At 44.7% G+C, this 13,712-nt stretch carries 19 protein-coding genes; 3 read left to right on the forward strand and 16 right to left on the reverse strand.

Translation table 11 applies throughout. The features are described from left to right. Window positions 1-74: 74 nt before the first annotated feature. On the reverse strand, window positions 75-983 hold the full coding sequence (locus FIU99_RS09505; RefSeq protein ID WP_006962559.1) for a LysR family transcriptional regulator: 909 nt from the start codon (window positions 981-983) through the stop codon (window positions 75-77). Window positions 984-1,115: 132 nt separating this feature from the next. Here FIU99_RS09505 and FIU99_RS09510 point away from each other — a divergent pair, with 132 nt between their 5' ends. Both FIU99_RS09510 and FIU99_RS09515 read left to right on the forward strand, forming a co-directional pair. Then, complete coding sequence (locus FIU99_RS09510) at window positions 1,116-2,171, forward strand: HlyD family secretion protein (RefSeq protein WP_006962560.1); 1,056 nt, start codon at window positions 1,116-1,118, stop codon at window positions 2,169-2,171. A 3-nt stretch (window positions 2,172-2,174) separates the two neighbouring features. Then, window positions 2,175-3,725, forward strand: coding sequence for a DHA2 family efflux MFS transporter permease subunit (locus FIU99_RS09515; protein ID WP_006962561.1), 1,551 nt, complete (start codon window positions 2,175-2,177; stop codon window positions 3,723-3,725). Between the two features lie 33 nt (window positions 3,726-3,758). On the opposite strand, the gene FIU99_RS09520 is transcribed toward FIU99_RS09515, so the two are convergent. The 13 genes from FIU99_RS09520 to FIU99_RS09580 all read right to left on the reverse strand — a co-directional run bounded on the left by FIU99_RS09520 (window position 3,759) and on the right by FIU99_RS09580 (window position 11,136). After that, a complete protein-coding gene (locus FIU99_RS09520) occupies window positions 3,759-4,094 on the reverse strand; it encodes a hypothetical protein (RefSeq protein ID WP_039952503.1) in 336 nt (111 codons plus the stop codon). A gap of 1 nt (window position 4,095) precedes the next feature. Continuing rightward, window positions 4,096-4,479 (reverse strand): DUF4345 domain-containing protein, encoded by a 384-nt coding sequence (locus tag FIU99_RS09525; RefSeq protein ID WP_006962563.1) that lies wholly within the window; start codon window positions 4,477-4,479, stop codon window positions 4,096-4,098. Window positions 4,480-4,506: 27 nt separating this feature from the next. Next, a complete protein-coding gene (locus FIU99_RS09530; RefSeq protein WP_006962564.1) occupies window positions 4,507-4,938 on the reverse strand; it encodes a hypothetical protein in 432 nt (143 codons plus the stop codon). 19 nt (window positions 4,939-4,957) lie between these two features. Further along, the gene (locus FIU99_RS09535; RefSeq protein WP_006962565.1) at window positions 4,958-5,353 is read right to left on the reverse strand and encodes an NUDIX domain-containing protein; all 396 of its coding nucleotides are present in this window, start codon (window positions 5,351-5,353) and stop codon (window positions 4,958-4,960) included. A gap of 35 nt (window positions 5,354-5,388) precedes the next feature. Then, window positions 5,389-5,895, reverse strand: coding sequence for a peptide deformylase (gene def / locus FIU99_RS09540; RefSeq protein WP_006962566.1), 507 nt, complete (start codon window positions 5,893-5,895; stop codon window positions 5,389-5,391). A 148-nt stretch (window positions 5,896-6,043) separates the two neighbouring features. Next, the gene (locus FIU99_RS09545; protein ID WP_006962567.1) at window positions 6,044-6,475 is read right to left on the reverse strand and encodes a GNAT family N-acetyltransferase; all 432 of its coding nucleotides are present in this window, start codon (window positions 6,473-6,475) and stop codon (window positions 6,044-6,046) included. A 105-nt stretch (window positions 6,476-6,580) separates the two neighbouring features. Beyond that, window positions 6,581-6,955: an MmcQ/YjbR family DNA-binding protein gene (locus tag FIU99_RS09550; RefSeq protein WP_038510982.1), complete on the reverse strand. Its 375-nt coding sequence runs from the start codon at window positions 6,953-6,955 to the stop codon at window positions 6,581-6,583. Window positions 6,956-6,986: 31 nt separating this feature from the next. Further along, window positions 6,987-7,526 (reverse strand): AAA family ATPase, encoded by a 540-nt coding sequence (locus FIU99_RS09555; protein WP_006962569.1) that lies wholly within the window; start codon window positions 7,524-7,526, stop codon window positions 6,987-6,989. Between the two features lie 178 nt (window positions 7,527-7,704). Beyond that, window positions 7,705-8,907 carry a maltoporin LamB gene (lamB, locus tag FIU99_RS09560; RefSeq protein ID WP_006962570.1) on the reverse strand — a complete coding sequence of 401 codons (1,203 nt, stop codon included), beginning with the start codon at window positions 8,905-8,907 and terminating at the stop codon, window positions 7,705-7,707. A gap of 309 nt (window positions 8,908-9,216) precedes the next feature. Continuing rightward, window positions 9,217-9,861: a 5,6-dimethylbenzimidazole synthase gene (gene bluB / locus FIU99_RS09565; protein WP_006962571.1), complete on the reverse strand. Its 645-nt coding sequence runs from the start codon at window positions 9,859-9,861 to the stop codon at window positions 9,217-9,219. Between the two features lie 12 nt (window positions 9,862-9,873). Beyond that, on the reverse strand, window positions 9,874-10,344 hold the full coding sequence (locus tag FIU99_RS09570) for a hypothetical protein (RefSeq protein WP_236612200.1): 471 nt from the start codon (window positions 10,342-10,344) through the stop codon (window positions 9,874-9,876). Window positions 10,345-10,357: 13 nt separating this feature from the next. Then, window positions 10,358-10,732, reverse strand: coding sequence for a hypothetical protein (locus tag FIU99_RS09575; protein WP_039952504.1), 375 nt, complete (start codon window positions 10,730-10,732; stop codon window positions 10,358-10,360). Window positions 10,733-10,776: 44 nt separating this feature from the next. Next, entirely contained in the window at window positions 10,777-11,136 is a 360-nt protein-coding gene (locus tag FIU99_RS09580) for a VOC family protein (RefSeq protein ID WP_039952506.1), read from the reverse strand. A gap of 288 nt (window positions 11,137-11,424) precedes the next feature. Here FIU99_RS09580 and FIU99_RS09585 point away from each other — a divergent pair, with 288 nt between their 5' ends. Next, a complete protein-coding gene (locus FIU99_RS09585; RefSeq protein WP_006962574.1) occupies window positions 11,425-12,282 on the forward strand; it encodes a DUF2608 domain-containing protein in 858 nt (285 codons plus the stop codon). Window positions 12,283-12,478: 196 nt separating this feature from the next. On the opposite strand, the gene FIU99_RS09590 is transcribed toward FIU99_RS09585, so the two are convergent. Together FIU99_RS09590 and FIU99_RS09595 are read right to left on the reverse strand one after the other, a co-directional pair. Next, on the reverse strand, window positions 12,479-13,009 hold the full coding sequence (locus FIU99_RS09590; protein WP_039952508.1) for a GNAT family N-acetyltransferase: 531 nt from the start codon (window positions 13,007-13,009) through the stop codon (window positions 12,479-12,481). A gap of 34 nt (window positions 13,010-13,043) precedes the next feature. After that, on the reverse strand, window positions 13,044-13,583 hold the full coding sequence (locus FIU99_RS09595) for a GNAT family N-acetyltransferase (RefSeq protein WP_039952510.1): 540 nt from the start codon (window positions 13,581-13,583) through the stop codon (window positions 13,044-13,046). Between the last annotated feature and the right edge of the window lie 129 nt (window positions 13,584-13,712).

Below are 13,712 nucleotides of genomic sequence, written 5' to 3' on the forward strand. Positions count from 1 at the left end.
GCAGACCTTACCTTTATCAATCCTTCTAAATAGAGTCTAGTCCAGCAGATATAACAGAGGCTTGCGAATTTGGCTCACCCGCGTGCAGCAAGGTCTTTGCTGAATGCCTCTAATAAAAAGTCGATAAAGACCTTTTTACGCTTCGGCATGAGTTGCCTATCTGCGTAGACCAAACTCACAAGCACTTCTGGCATTTGATACTCAGGAAGCAGTTGAATAAGTCGCCCGCTGGCAAAGTGCTCTCGGCAAATGAATTCAGGTAATACTGCGATGCCAAGCCCGTCCAGACAGGCTTTCAGACAGGCGGTAATGGTGTTGACTCGTAATCGGTGTGGCAGGTCAATTTGCAAGGAGTCTCCGTCTTCCGGAATCAGATGCCACTTAGGCAACCTCACCGCGCGGTTAAATACCTCAACCATTTGATGCGGTGGAATTAAGTCACGATGAGACTCAATTCCTCCATGCTCCTCAAGATATTCTGGGCTGGCAACCAGTACGCGCTGGGATTTCGTCAGTGGGCGAGAAACCAAAGCAGAGTCTTCTAACTCACCAATTTGCGCATACAAGTCAATGCCTTCTGCGATGATATCGACTTCTCGATTCGACAATTCAAGGTTAATCGTCACACTTGGGTACTCTTTTAAAAACGCATTGATGTATGAGCCCATGATTTGATGGCCTAACTCTACTGGCAACACCACGTTTAAAGGCCCGCGAATCAAATCCTGATTGGCAGATACTTCAAGCTCAGCCTGATTCATAATCTCCAGCATTTGCAGGCTGGATTGATAAAACCGCTCACCTTCCGGTGTTAACACTAAACTTCTCGTTGAACGCGTGATCAAGCGCACGCCTAGATGCTTTTCCAGCTCAACTAACTTTCGGCTCACAGTTGACTTGGTCATATTCAGTGCATCCGCTGCATGAGTAAAACTCCCACAATCAACAACTTGTGCGAAAACAGCAATCGCATTCAAATCCATCTCATCACCTCACGCCTTCATTAGTTAAATTTTTGCAACAGTGTTTCTCTTTTTTCCTATCTTATCAATCAATTCAAATCATTTACAATTTGTAACATCTGCCGAAGACGAAAACTGAATACGAGAAAAATAATGACGAATACACATACCGAGACTAAGCCAGCAAAATCCAGAAAAGCCCCTCTTATCGCGACAGCCATTATGCTGTCACTAGGGCTACTGGGCGGTGGGTACTGGTTTGGATACGGTCAGTATTTCGAATCCACCGACAATGCCTACCTTCAGGGAGAGATCACTACGATTAGCCCTAAAGTGGCTGGCTACATTGAACACTCTTTTGTCAGTGACAACCAAAAAGTCAAAAAGGGCGATCTGTTAGTCCAAATTGATGACCGTGACTACCGCACTGCTCTCGAACAAGCGAAGGCGCACCTTACCGTCACACAGTCCAGCGTTGAAAATTTGAAAGCGCAGCAAACCTTGCAGCAAAGTCAAATCCATCAAGCAGAAAGCCGCGTAGATTCAGCAAAAGCAGAATATGACCGCGCTGTTCAGCAAGTACAACGCTCGCGTAGCCTTCTTAAACGCAATTACGCTTCGCAAGATGAAGTCGACAACATGCTGGCGCAACAAAAAGTTACTCAGGCCGAACTAGATGAAGCAAAAGCCAGTCTGGTTGCCGCTCACGATCAACTCGCGGTCATCGATAGCGACATTAAACAAGCTCAAGCATCCATTGTTGAGTCTCAAACAGCCGTAGAGCAAGCCCAGCTCAACCTAGACTACACCAAAATCTACGCGCCGGTAGATGGTATCGTAGGCAAGCGCAGTGTACGTGAAGGTCTGTTGGTTCAAGCTGGTACACCATTAATGAGCTTGGTACCGACAAGTGACGTCTGGATAGAAGCGAACTTCAAAGAAACTCAATTGAGTGGCATTCATCAGGGGCAAAAAGTTGAGATAGAGCTGGATGCCTTTCCGGGGCAACCATTAGAAGGCATCGTAGACAGCTTTTCGCCAGCAACAGGGGCTAAGTTTGCGCTACTACCTCCGGAGAACGCGACGGGTAACTTCACCAAGATCGTCCAGCGAGTACCAGTTAAGATCACCATCCCTGACCAACAAGCGTTGAAAGGCCGACTGCTACCGGGGTTATCGGTTGTGGCAACCATAGACACAAGAGGTTAATCCATGTCGGAAGCAACCTTAAACGCACCTTCAGCTCAAGAGAATGAAGTGCCAACACGCCACTGGATCGCTTTATTTGGTGGTTTGATTGGTGCCTTCATGGCCATTCTCGACATACAGATCACCAACTCGTCACTGAAAGACATACAAGGTGCGTTGTCTGCGACTCTGGATGAGAGCTCATGGATTTCGACGTCCTATTTAGTCGCAGAAATGATTGCTATTCCACTCAGTGGCTGGTTGTCTAAAGCCCTAGGCAAGCGTCGTTACCTGACTTGGACTACAGCAATCTTCACACTGTCATCACTGCTTTGTTCCTTCTCATGGAACATGACCTCGATGATCGTCTTCCGTGCAATGCAAGGGTTTAGTGGCGGTGCATTAATTCCTCTCGCCTTCTCTCTGGTTATTCAGCTACTTCCGATTAACAAGCGAGCCGTCGGTATGGCGTTGTTCGGTGTTACCGCTACGTTTGCTCCGTCCATTGGTCCAACGTTTGGTGGCTGGCTCACAGAAAATCTTTCCTGGCATTACATCTTTTATATCAACATTCCACCAGCGCTTCTGGTGATTACAATGATTCGCTATGGTTTGGATGACGAGAAGCTAAATCTAAATACCCTCAAAAAAGCCGATTGGTTCGGCATTGTGACTATGGCGTTAGGTTTGGGCTGCCTCGAAGTAGTATTGGAAGAAGGAAACCGTGAAGAGTGGTTCAGCTCTAGCTTTATCATTACGCTAAGCATTATCTCCGCCGTGAGTTTAGTGTACTTCGTTATCAATGAGTTACAGCACAAGAAACCACTAGTGAACTTGAGATTACTGCGTGATGGGCAATTTGCCATGTCGTGTATTGCTTATCTGATTTTGGGCATGGCCTTACTAGGTTCAATCTATGTACTGCCTCTCTACCTAACTCAGATCCAGCAATACAACGCGATGGAGATTGGTGAAGTCCTGATGTGGATGGGCTTTCCTCAGCTCCTGATCTTTCCGCTGGTTCCGAAGCTGACTCAAATCATCAAACCTAAGTATTTAGTTACCTTTGGCTTCGCGATGTTTGGCTTGAGTTGCTACGTCAATACTCACATGACGATGGATTTTGGTGGTCACCAGCTCATTCTGTCGATGATTCTACGAGCAATTGGCAGCCCGTTCATTATGGTGCCGTTATCTCTGGTCGCGATGAAAAACATCAGCAAGCTTGACACTCCAGATGCCTCAACACTGACCAATGTTATGCGTAACCTTGGCGGTGCTTTTAGCATTGCTATTATTGCGACCTTGCTCGACAACAAAACCCGTGAACACCTCGCACATATTAAAGAATCTCTGCCGTCGGTGAGTACATTAGGTTGGGACACGCTGCACCAGCAGCAAGCCTTCTTTATGCAATCTGGAAGTGACGCCGCAACAGCCATGATGCAAGCTGAAGCCAGTTTACTCAGTACAATGCAACGCGACGCCGCGATCATGGCCTACAACGATGTCTTCCTGATGATGACCGCCTTTCTAGCGTTAGCAGCGGTACTCATTCTTAATATGAAGAACTAACTTCATAACGAAGATTAAAATCTGGGCGCGACGTTACCAAGTCACTTCGCGTCCATTTTCCACCACGAAGCCTGAACTTAAAATCGTTGTCATAACCAATACGTTTTGGGACTCGACAGAAAAACTCTCCGATAGGGCTTTAGCCAACCCCAACTGTAGCGCGCTCACTGATTTTTCTGACCAGACTGACGGTAAGAAAAGGTTGGCAATGATTAGGTACGGCCTCCCCTCTTGTCGATTCGCCCGAACAAAATTAATAGTCATATCTGTGGTAGGCTGCTCAGACAAACTGCCCCAGCGTTCCATAACTTCACCAGTCTCTACCTTGAAAACCAAATCTGGCGAGATTGTACAATGTGCTATTGGCATATCAGCCCCCAGCTTTTTCCGATTTAAACAGATACAGGGCAAGCAGCGACACTCCAACTTCCAACATGAGATAGAAATGCATCGTGCTGTTAGCTTCACCATCACTCACCAAGCCGATGATTCTCCCTGTTGCCATACTCGCATTGACAAAAATGACGGCCAGCAAGCCAGTGGCGAGTGTTGATGGTTTTTGCGAAAGCAGGAACAGGATAAGCGCGACACCGACAGACATGCCCCCATAGGTTGCCCGCATGTCAACTAACATAGATGCGGATGTCGCATACCCACCGGTCGCATGGCTAAGCATGCTGACTGGGGCAAAAGCGAACGCCAGACCATAGAAAAAGAATACGGCAGAAGTCAGTAGAATGAGGCCTTTTGACATAGGGAAGATTCCTCTACCTCTAAAACACTAGTTTGGCTTAACCTGAGCGAGCTTGAGATATGAGTGTAGCTCACCGTTTTTGTATTCGATGGCGGAATGAATATTGACGGCTTGGCAGCCTACTACGGCAAATTTGTAGCGGTTCTCCGCTTTATAAATTTCCACGTGCAGAATACCGTCGTGCAGTTGCCAATGACCTTGAGTCGGAAATCGGTCAAACAAACGGTACTCTTCTAACGTTCCATCAGCATGAAAGACGACTTCCGTTATGTAGCCGCCAGTGCAGGATTTAATCCAATGCGTATCTTGAATATCGCAAAACGTGAGCGGACGTTTTTCATTTAACCACGCTTCATACCGGTCACTAGCCTGCACCGTTTCGTCTATATTTTTAAGCTCACGCAGCTCTTCATGGGATTCACGCCAGAAGAGAGGTAACAATGCCTCAGCTTGGTTCATAGTCCCCCCTCTCAAGTCACTAACAAAGATGATGATTCACTCGTTTGAATTCTTCTATCGCTCGCTTATCGGCCTCAATCGAAACTGAATCTGATTCAAGCTTTTTCCAACTTACGCTTTCCGCTTCCAGTGCTTTAATCTCACCTTGCCACTCAGTCACCACGTAATAATGCAGTAGCTGTAGCTCAGAGGTGGGATGGTACAAAGAACACAAGTAGTGATACTTATTGGCGGTAATATCCAATTCTTCTTTTAGCTCACGGCACAGAGCTTGTGGCTGAGTTTCGCCATCTTCTATATGTCCACCGGGAATACAGGTTAAGCCAGGGTCACTCGCTTTATGTATCGATCTCTTTTCCAGCAGTATTTGGTTATTATCCACTAAAAGAAATGACACACATTCAAAAGGCTGCATTAAGTACACTCCCAGTATTTATCATTTTGTCATGTTTAGCTTGCCATTGTTTTGATGTGTTTTTTCACTTTTTTCAATGCCATACGCTGCTTTAATGGAGAAAGATAGTCGATAAACAGATTACCTGCCAAGTGATCAATTTCATGCTGCATGACAATCGCAAGAAAATCATCACTTTCAATCCTCACAGGTTCGCCGTGTCTATCTAGAGCTTCAACGACAACGGATGTGTAACGCTCAACATCAGCATAATAATCCGGGACGGATAAACACCCTTCTTGTCCCATCGCTCGATTCTTACCCTCTACTACTTCTGGATTCACTAATATCAGTGGCTGATCTCGGCTCTCCGACAGATCAATAATCACGATAGCCTCACGGTGGCCCACTTGAGTTGCCGCCAAACCAATTCCATTACTTGTCGCGTAGAGCGTTTCCAGCATGTCATCGATTAGGGTCTGAACGGATTGAATGTCCGATACTTTTTCAGCTTTTATCTTTAGCTTTGGGTCTGGTGCGGTAAGAATCTTTAAAACAGCCATTAGGTTCCTTATATGAAAATTAAATTGCGTAAATAACCTATCACTTAGGCTATATAAGTCACTGTAAATAATGAATATATACGGAAACGCTCAAAGTTATTAGCTTTGAGCGTTTCTTCTAACAGATTGAGTGACGACAAACCGAGACTTAGAGCGTCATATGCAAAATTGGAAATGGTTTTCCCATATCATCAACAGGCGAGCGCGACTCAACATGGAACCCCATGTGTTTATAAAAGTCGACCGCCATTGGGTTTTGCTCATTCACATCTACTTTGTTTACACCAAGATGCTTAATGGCATATTGCAATAATGCTTTCCCCACTCCCTTGCCTCTCGCGGCGTCTAACACAAACAGCATTTCTACTTTTGCTTCATGAACACCCACAAAGCCGAGAATGTTGCCGGTTTCGTTTTTTATACACTTCAGTGTGACGGCCGGAAAAGCTTCTTCAATGATAATAGGTTTAAAAAACTCAATATCTTCTTCTGTTATGAAGTCATGAGTCGCTCGGACTGAGTTTTCCCAAACATCCAGCATCTCTGCGAAATTTTCAGGAAGCACATTTTCTACATTCATAATGAGTCACTTAATTCGTAAGTTGTATCCATGTGCAGCCGCGAATGCGGATCCTAACAACCGCGAGAAACAAAGTATAGATTGGAGAAAGGAAATGACAGGATGCTAACTTTTCGCTTCCAGATTCAACCCAAGTTCACTTTGCTTACGTTTACTCAAACCTGAAGCCACCAGCCGATAAGACTCTCGCAGGTAGTACTCCAGCTCTTCATCGAGTTCACCTGACGTTTCCACTTGCTGAATCCATTTCATTCCTCGGTTCGCAAAGTAAGGCGCAGGAATATACCCGTCATGATCGCTGAGAAAATCAAAATTTAGCGGGGAGGTTTTAAACGTAAAGGCGGGTTTGTCCGATTTGCCCCAACCGCCGATAGCAAATACCTTTCCTCCCACCTTCCAAACATGAGAATCCCCCCATTGCACGATATGGGTAGTCGCGGGAAGCTCAGAACAAAACTGATTAAACTGCTCGTAAGTCATACTTATCTCTTCAGTCACTTATAGATTGAGGTTAACGAGAGCTTAGCGCCTCAAGAACAAATCGTGATCGTTGCTCAATGCTACCTTTCGGTACTTCCGTTAAGGTGTAGCCAAACAATTGATACGCTTCGCGCATTTTTTCATAAGTGGCCACGGCTTCAGCAAAGTCTTGCTTCCTTTCCGCATCGTTGGAAAATATCTCTTTCCAAGGAGGGAAAACAAACACCTGTAGATTGTGCCTGAGTTGATTGCAGTGCTGCGTGAGACTCTCAGTGAGGGCCAAGTCCTCTAATAAGCTATAACCGTAACTATCGACAATACTTCGATCGAAAAATACGAACTCTTCCCCAACACCGATTCGACGATACTTGTCGACTTCTTCTGAAACCATGGCGTCACGAAAAGCGGTTTTATCCAACCATGGAAGGGCATTGCCACCGCTCTCAACCTGTTGTTGAATCACTCGTCGACCAATTTCGTCAGCGGTCTTGTACCCCAGATTTTGCAGGTGTTCAATTACCGATGTTTTCCCTGATCCGGGCCCACCTGTAAATACAATAAAACGTTCCATTGAATTCCTATTGGCTGAAAGGATAAATCTTATTTTATTGCGACTTAGCGAAAAACTAATGGTACAGCAATGATGTGTTATCAAGAAAGAAGTGAAATCTGAGAAGAGCTACCTTGAAGAGTTTAGGCGGGATAACTCGATCCCGCCCAGCAAGAAAAATCAGTCGATTACGAAGCGCTTACCACCAAGCTTCTACCTGCATACCAACACTGATTTCTGTGTCTTTACCAGTACCAAAAGCATTATCATTTTCTGCATCATTCAGATATGTAGCGAATACGCGAATCTCAGGTCGAGACCAAAAGCCCGCTTTAGGTACCCAAGCCTGTGCAACAGTAAACTTGCTGCCCGCACTGTCTACGTTATTGATCTTTTCTGAGAAACCACCAATTTCCAGAATGGTACGCATTCTATCTGTCCATTTGTATAGCGGGCGAACCACAACGCTGAGTGTGGAATCATCCGTCGCGGTGCCATCCACATCTGTAGCTGCGGCATAGCGAATGGAGTGACCAAATTCAATTTTGTCTCCGACAGAAACGACACCCCAGTTGATCAGGCGGTAACCTTTCGCATCGTTGTTTGCAGCATCACGAACCAGACCATTACCATGACCAAATGTCGTCATTTGCTCCGCGTAACCAGAGTTCGCTAACTGTAGGATTGTTTTGTTGAAACCATTGTCTAATGATTGTTGAAGGCTTGCCGTAAACATCAGGCTGTTGTCAGCATCCAGAGACTGACCACTACGTTCGTTACCTGCGTGATAATCCAAGCCCACTTCCAGATCTGCGTTTTCCCACATTGGGATACCAGCGTATCGAACATCGGCAATAACAGCCGTCGTTTCCTGACCGTCATCTAGATCGCCAGCCACAGTATCTTGTAAAAGCGCAACGGACAGCTTACCCGGCCCCATATTAATGTGTTCAACACCACCACCGATACCGCTGACATCCCAGTAGTAGTTATCTACGATATGAACATCGTGACGCTGGTAGTAACGTTCACCCGCCCAGATAGTGATGTCTTTATCTTCAAATAAACCTGTTGCCTGAACGTTCAGCTGTGCTAACTCAACACTGCGATCTTTGGAGTTTTGGTCTTGCCCTTCCCAGTATTTAAGCATCGAGTCAACAACGAATGACACATCGTCTTCTGCATACACTTCTTTTTTCAGGCCAAATTCACCATACAGATCATCTTCGTTTCCAAGACGACCGACTTTGTTTACCTCCCACTTGCTGTTAGAACCGCCCTCATTACTCAGCCCGACACCACCACGCATGTAGCCATAAAATTCGACGGGAGAAGTGGCGGCTAATGTACTGGTTGACAGGATGGCAACGGAAAGTGCGCTGGCAATAGGTAATAGTTTCATAATCCTTTCCTTGTAGCGTTAAAGCTCAATTGATTCACTCAAGTTTGTATATTTTATGATTTATGGGAACAATCCCATGGGATCGATCCCATCCTGAAGTGATAATTTAATCAAGGAAAGTAATCAGCACGATTATTGTGATCGGCATAACTATTAGGCTTATTAATAAGTGAGCTAGTTATCGGTTTGACAACCGAGTAAAGCGCTCATAATTTGTTCAAGGACAAATCAAGGGGAGATGGAGGAATTTGGAGTGCTAGGCCATTTAAAGCCTTGAATAAGTATACAGAATTAAAATGAGGCGGCCACTTACTGTGACCACTTTTCTTTATGAATCAGCTGGTTGAGCTCTTCTCGCTTGAGCCAGCCAAACTCTTCAAGCTCGGGCTTATCATTAAATTTTGACACATAACCTAAGCACAAGTAGCCAATAATATCCTTGTCTTCAGGAATACCCAGCACGTTTCTAAGCACTTCATCATGAATAATGCTAACCCAGCCAAGGCCAATGTTTTCTGCTCTGGCTGCCAGCCACATATTCTGAATGGCGCAAACCGTACTATAGAGGTCCATTTCAGGCTTAATTGTCCGCCCTATAACCACAGGGCCATTGCGTTCTCTGTCACATGTGACGCATATTCCAAGCGGTGCTTCCAAGATGCCTTCAAGTTTGAAGCTACGATATTGTTCACGTTTCTCTTCGGAGAATTGCTCGGCTGATTCGACCCTAGCCTTCTCATATCCCCGCTTGATCGCCTTCTTGGTTTCCTCTTCGGTGACAAGAATGAAGTCCCAAGGCTGCATAAAACCTACACTGGGTGCATGATGCCCAGCGGTAAGAATTCTCAACAACACATCTTCTGGAATCGCTTTAGGAATGAAATCGCGACGTACATCCCGACGGGAAAAAATCACTTTATAAAGTGCATCTCTTTCTTCTTCATTAATGAACATACGTGCTCTCCCTCAAAAAGTGAGAATTGTATTAGTAATGCTAGGGAACGCCAAGAGACGAGCGCGCTTAATCAGAATTAATTGGAAGGTTCGGGTTGTTTCGTCGTCATATGGCAGATCTTCTGGATCTACACCGATGTAGTCAGGTTCAACGTATTCAGGAAGCTGAACCGCACGTATCGAGTTTTGCCCCATGAGTAGAGCCTTACATACTCGATGCATACCATCCATTATCCTTCCCTGATGACACAATATGATTGGATAGGATAAATCCACATAGTTAATTAAAGCAGCATGCTCCAGAACACTTCGGCAAGTCGGTTTCGCCCCACCGAGTTCATACCAAAACTCTTCATCCAGCTCACTAATATCAGAGATAGGCACGTCTATAATGGGAAGCTTTTTAGTAATTTCGATTAACCTAAGAACATCCCACGCCAATAAACCCTGCTCAGATTGGCGAAAATGATATTGTTGGCGCATAAAGATTCCTTATCTAAGCCATTAAATAGAAAAAGAGCAGAACACTCACTGTTCCAAATACAATCCACGAAAGGTGCCTGCCCTTCGAGCCCCAAAAAGCCATTACACAATGGATAGCAAATGTGATCGCGATTATTTTTACGACTGTCGATTGACTAAACCCAGGTAGAGTGAGGCTGAAAACAATGGCAGCAAACCCTATCCAAGCGACAGAGGTTAGGTGCCAAGCGAAACGTAAAGTGCGTTTGGTAAAGTCATCGCTCCCAAAAAGCTTAGGCAAATTGTCTCGTTTGAATAGCCGCATCAGGATATAGCGTTCACCAAGGTAGGAATGAATGAACGAAATGGCAATCAGAAGTAAAGCAGACACGTATAAGGTAAGTTCCATTTCTTAACCCTTAACCAAAAAATATTTTCTGACACAACGACTCATTATTCTGCCAAATCAACTTGCACGATGGAGAAGCTATTCTTGTTGCAGTCTACGATATGAGTCATCAATCCGCCCCAGAGCTGTTTTTCAGGCGGCCCCGTAAATTCAACGTCTTTTGCTGTTAAGGTCTCGTAGAAGCTATGGATGTTTTTGACTTCCAGGCTAAAACCTAAAAATCGCCCCGCTTCAAACTCACCGCTTTCTTCTCCCTCCAGCAACACCTGAACGTTCTCCAACTGGTAACCGATGAACCCTTCTTCTGGTGAACCGAACACCTTGTTAAGTCCAAGTTTTTCCGTGTAGAACTTTTCTGACTCGATTAAACAACGACATGGGATTCTCATTGTGTTGATTTTCACTTTTCACGCACCTTGTGTTGGCTTCTCACCACTAAGCTAAACCATTTCCCTTCAAACGCAAAACAACCAACGCTTCAGAATATAACGCTTTGTGTTGATTAATGGTTTGCGCACTTGTTCCTTCGCTTCTTTGCCAGAAAACCTTTTCTAGTGTGATGCCGATCTAGTTTGAAAATTAGATTCGATCGACAATCTGCGATATTTTTTGCAATGTTATAACATAACCATTATATTACTTGGCGTTCATCAGGTCGCCAAAGAAGAACCAATCTAAGGAAGATTTTCCATATGATGCTAAAAAAAGTAGCAGCACTTTGTGCTCTTTCATTTGCAAGCAATGCAATGGCAGACGTAGTCGTGAAGGAAACAACCAAGTTTCAGGATGTGGCTGCGAAAGTAAATCAATTGACGAAACAAGGTGAGAAACCGCTGATTGTTATTGATATAGATAACACTCTTCTGACCTCTACTTCTGATATCGGTGGCGACATTTGGTACCAATGGCAACGAGGTAAACTGGATGTAAAACCTGCGGAAGGCGATAAAGTCGACTGTCTTTTCCAAGATTCAATTGGCCTACTCTACGAATTAGTACCAATGAAAATCATTGAAGACGACGTTCCAGCAACGGTAAGCGGTTGGCAGGACAAGGGGCTAACCGTCATGGCTCTGACATCCCGTTCACCAAACTATCGCTATGCAACTGAGCGTGAAATGATTCGCAACCAGTACGACATGACACGTACCGCACTCAAAGAGAAGGGTTCTGATCAGCTTCCTGTTTACATTGATAACCCTAAGCGTCCTCTGAGCTACATCAACGGCATCATGATGACGACAGGTATGAACAAGGGCACAATGCTGGATTATATTCTGGATAAAACAGGCCAGAGCTTCAGCAGCGTCGTATTTATTGATGACAGTAAGAAAAACATCGTGAATATGGAAGAAGCATATAAAGATGACGCTTCTGTCGACATGACGATTTTCCACTACACCAAAGTTGAAGAAGATCGTATAGCTGCAAATGGTGCGGTTCTAACGAAAGAGCAAGCCAACAAGATGGCAAGTGATTGGAAAGAGCTCAACCAAGTGCTGGATAAGATCGCACCTGCCCGTATTGGTGACACTTGCCTCGGCCAGTAATGACTTGTGGGTGAAAACTGAATTTAAAGATTGTTGCGTGTGTCTGTGCTCTTAAAAGTTAGCTCAAGGGCAAATTGGGGGCCCCACTGCGGACTTGATAGATAACGGACTCATGCAACGCCCTCTTAGAGCGATACCAAGATTGGTATCGCTTTTTTCGTCAAGCTAAGGCCAGTTTAGCTTGACCTCAAAATGGCTATAAATGTGTTTTCACATAGATTAAGGTGTTATCCAAATCACCACTAGGTAGTCGTCTGCCATTGACCAAGCAAGCTTCAAAGTGATAACCGCACCGCGTTGCCACGGCCTGGCTTTTAGTATTTGACTCAGCCATTTTTATTTCCAGTCTCCTCGCACAACGAACCTGAAATGCGTATCGCTCAACCAGACTAACAGCTTCTGTAACGTACCCTTTTCCTGTCTCTGAGGTGCGTAGCCAATATCCGATCTCGAAATAAGGGAGACTTTTATCTCTAACAATAAAGCCTATTGCACCGATAAAATGCCCAGTCGCTTTTTCGATAATGTTGAACCAAAACTCATCGACAAACTGCTCAAAGTTCACTAACGCAGTTTTGGTGTTTTCTTCGATATCGGCCAATGTTAGTGAATCTGTGACCCAAGGGAGAAAAGGAGCAAACTCCTCTTTGCTATCTTCAATAACAGTAAACATGGATTCTGAATATTCTAAAGAAGGCGGGGTTAATTTAATCCTCTGTGTTTCCATAAAAGTCACCATTAAACATGTAGATAGTAATTGGTTAACTTATTGAGTGGAGTTTTTGCCACTCTGAACGCAATACTCCGTATTTAACTGAGTCATAATACTCGCCATTGAAGTATCTTACTTTTCGCAGTCGAGCTTCTTGCTGAAAACCGAGCTTGAGTGCAAGTGACATCATGCGAGGGTTTCCGGACCACGTTGTCATCCCAACTCGCTCTATTTGCTTGTTTTTAAACAAATAAGTAACCCAAAGAGGAATTGCAGTCGCTGCTATTCCTTTTCCCCAAAAAGCAGAGTCGTAAACGACAATTCCAGCTTCGAGCCAGCGTGTTTCTTCACATTCCCAATAACAACTCACGGTACCAACAGGGGCATCATTTACCGTCACCAATTGAAGATCTTCACCTTTTATCATTCGTTGAAAAGACCCTCTTTCAAACTGTTCAAGTGAAGGATGCGAATATGGGAAATAGGGTCCATTGAACTTTGTCCATTCATCGTTGGATACCACAAGAGCATGAATGGTTTCCAGCTCATCCGGCTTAGCGGGCCTAATACTAATCACGGTATCTGACACAAAATTTCCTTCTTAATTTTAATGGTCCACCTTCATGGCAGAGAGTCTGGTGGCTATATAGGCAGCACTTTATCGTTGTTTCTAATTCAGAGCAAAAGATTGCAGCTCAGTTTTATCGATGTTTCATCA

The organism is Vibrio sp. THAF64, from assembly GCF_009363455.1.
GTDB classification, from domain to species: domain Bacteria; phylum Pseudomonadota; class Gammaproteobacteria; order Enterobacterales; family Vibrionaceae; genus Vibrio; species Vibrio coralliilyticus.